The following is a 2,551-nucleotide window of genomic DNA, read 5'->3' as shown; positions in this document are numbered from 1 at the left end:
CCAACAGGTGCTGTCGTGCCGTCCTTGCGTTTAATCCAGGTACGGTAAAGGCCGGGATGGAGTTCAACGCTGTAACTGCCTTTGTCATCAGTCTTGACCGAAACGGTCGCCCCAACGGTGGCATAGGGCGTAGAGAACTGGAGCGTCAATGTCAGTTCGGCATTCGCCTCAGGCTGGCCATTGGCGTCGCGGTAGATGCCGCCGATTTTTACGGTTTGGCTCATTGTGGCTTCTCCGGCCATTCAGGCTTGATTGTGTCAATGCGATTTAGCGAAACACGATATTTTTTCCAGGCCAGTAAGCGTTCTTTTTCACTTTCCGTCGCAACGTCTAGATCCACAGCATCTTGGAGGGGAGCGATTATTTTCGCGGCCTCAGCAAGAAGCCGGTCGCGCAAAGCTTCGGCCTGTGCCTGTAACTCATTCGGTGTGTAAGTCCGCTTGACGATCGTCTGGCCATCGAAAACCCAGCCACCTAGAATGTCCGCGCGTCGGTTAGCGCTCGTATCGGCGACCTCTGCCACGCTCAGCCCATCGGGCCACAGGGTGGAGACGTCCTTATTGATAGCAATACTGCAGATCACGCCTTTGCTATCATAGGAGAACTTGATCGTGTCGCGGGCGAAGCCTTGCTGGCAGCCGTACCATTCTGTGCCATCCTCGGCAAACAAAAACTTGACGTTATGCCGGTTTTGTAGCTCTGCCTGCTCGGGCGTTTTCGGTTTTCCAAGCGTAAAGTTCTGATAGTTTTTCATCGCATTATCCCCGACCTATCGTCAACCACTGACCGTTTTTGAGAATTTGAATTTCGCTCCAATACAGCCCTTCTATCGAATAGTCACCATCACGGTTGGTAAACCCCGATAGAACCGTATTCCCATTTCGATAGTCCCAGACCTCATTAGCCCCCACTTGCCGTTCTGCCGTAAAGCGAACGTCCTGGACGAAATTCCCCCTAACGTAATCAGTCGTCGCTCTGGCTCCCACCTCACGGTTAAACGTGCCCCAATCGACGCGACCGTTTATTTGTTCAATCACTGCATCCCAAAGCCATTTATTACCCCAGCGACTGCCCATGATATTGCCGTCGCTAGCATGGGTACTGTTGCCGACTTTCAGGGTGCCCGTTACAGTGGCGTTGCGGTCTACCCATAAATCCTCGCCAATCGAAATATTCTTGTCGACGCGGAAAGCACCGTTAATGGTCAGATTGCTGTTCATACCCACGGCGTGAGCAAACGTGACCTGCCCGGTTTTTACATCAACCGTGAAGGGGCGCAGATTATTCCAGGTGCCGTAGGGATCTTTAGCCTTTGTCAGCAGCAGGTAAAGGCTATTGCCATCATTGCGCCAGAATGTGCCGTAGTCACCGGCCACGATGCGGTAGTTGTCCGATGAGGTCGACTGGATTTCACCGCTGACCTTACCACCCGTGAGCGACAATGCGCCCGTATCTGCCGCCGTGGGTTTGTTACTGGTCGAGTACATGACCTGCCAACCGCTCCAGTTGCCGTTGACGTTGGTCGCTACCCAGAGCTTGCGACTGTGGCTCAGGAACAGATAGTGATGAAACTGCCCGTTACCTTTGTCGACTTTAAGGTCGGGCCGGTTATTGGTGCAAAGCAGCGTACCCCAAGCCTCCGGTGTCCAGGTGTTGCCCTCGACGCTCCACACCCCGGCCGAGGTCGGCTGACTATCTTTAAGCAGCGTGCGGTTAGCACCCATCTTCGCCGCAAAGTTGTTCCTCACGTCGGCCGCCTGCACCTCAGCTGCAGTTGGCCGCTGGCGGTCAGTGTAGACCTTCGTCCAGCCGTTCTCATACCCGAAGCCATCGCGCGATGAACGGAAAGCGAGTCCACCATTACCGTAGTTGAACCTGAAATCTGCTGCGCGCGTGCTGCCGGTGCCGCCGGCGGCAAAGTGCACCAACATGGTCATGCCGTCCGCTTGTGTGTTGTAAACACCCGATGCAGCATTCCAGGCAACATCTTTGGTTGTCGCTGTCGTTCCGCGGGCAAAGTAGCGTCCATCTGACTCTTGCTTACTGTAAGCATTCACGTCGCCGGGGCCGAGGCTGTCCTTGGTCGCGAGTTTGCCTAGCCCCAGATTGTCTCGCGCTTTTTGTTGCGCATCTTTGCCGGCTTTCGCAATTTCACTGAGGTAATTTTTTTGCAGCAAGGCTTCGGTGCCAATAGTGGCCTTTATCGCCAGAGCAAGCTGATTGAGTTTGCCTTTTTCCGGTTTAATTCCCGCCGCAGCCAGAATAGCCAATAGCTCCGCCTGCACGATATTAAACCAGTCCTGACCCGGCCAACTGATCCCCTTGCTGCCGTCACCTTCGGTAAACCACAGCGGTGTGGTGCTCTGCGCTGTTTTCAGCGCCGGCATGGTCGGCGTGCCGCTATTATTGTCGAGAAAATACATTATTTTTCCTCCGGCTGTTCGTAGACATAGCGAAATTCCTGATGCGCCGGTTTATATCTGTCCAGCAAACACTCCAGAATACCCGCGGAATAAATACGCAGCGGCGTGGTGATCGGATCCAATACGTG

At 54.2% G+C, this 2,551-nt stretch carries 3 protein-coding genes; all 3 read right to left on the bottom strand.

Going from position 1 to position 2,551, the window contains the following annotated elements; translation table 11 throughout:
• A partial coding sequence (locus tag AC4PR2_RS28345) for a prophage tail fiber N-terminal domain-containing protein (RefSeq protein WP_492175980.1) occupies positions 1–224 on the bottom strand: 224 nt, incomplete at its 3' end.
• Positions 221–754 carry a tail fiber assembly protein gene (locus AC4PR2_RS28340; RefSeq protein ID WP_492175979.1) on the bottom strand — a complete coding sequence of 178 codons (534 nt, stop codon included), beginning with the start codon at positions 752–754 and terminating at the stop codon, positions 221–223. The genes AC4PR2_RS28345 and AC4PR2_RS28340, both read right to left, overlap by 4 nt.
• 4 nt (positions 755–758) lie before the next feature.
• Positions 759–2,423, bottom strand: coding sequence for a phage tail fiber protein (locus tag AC4PR2_RS28335; RefSeq protein ID WP_492175978.1), 1,665 nt, complete (start codon positions 2,421–2,423; stop codon positions 759–761).
• Positions 2,424–2,551: the final 128 nt, after the last annotated feature.

The sequence above is a fragment of the Serratia sp. A07 genome (genome assembly GCF_058725505.1).
Note: the sequence above shows the minus strand (reverse complement) of the source record. Positions and strands in the feature narration are given on the sequence as shown.

Excerpts from the sequence above, each read along its gene's own strand:
- AC4PR2_RS28340 (WP_492175979.1), bottom strand. The coding sequence starts at position 754 with ATGAAAAACTATCAGAACTTTACGCTTGGAAAACCGAAAACGCCCGAG.
- AC4PR2_RS28335 (WP_492175978.1), bottom strand. The coding sequence starts at position 2,423 with ATGTATTTTCTCGACAATAATAGCGGCACGCCGACCATGCCGGCGCTG.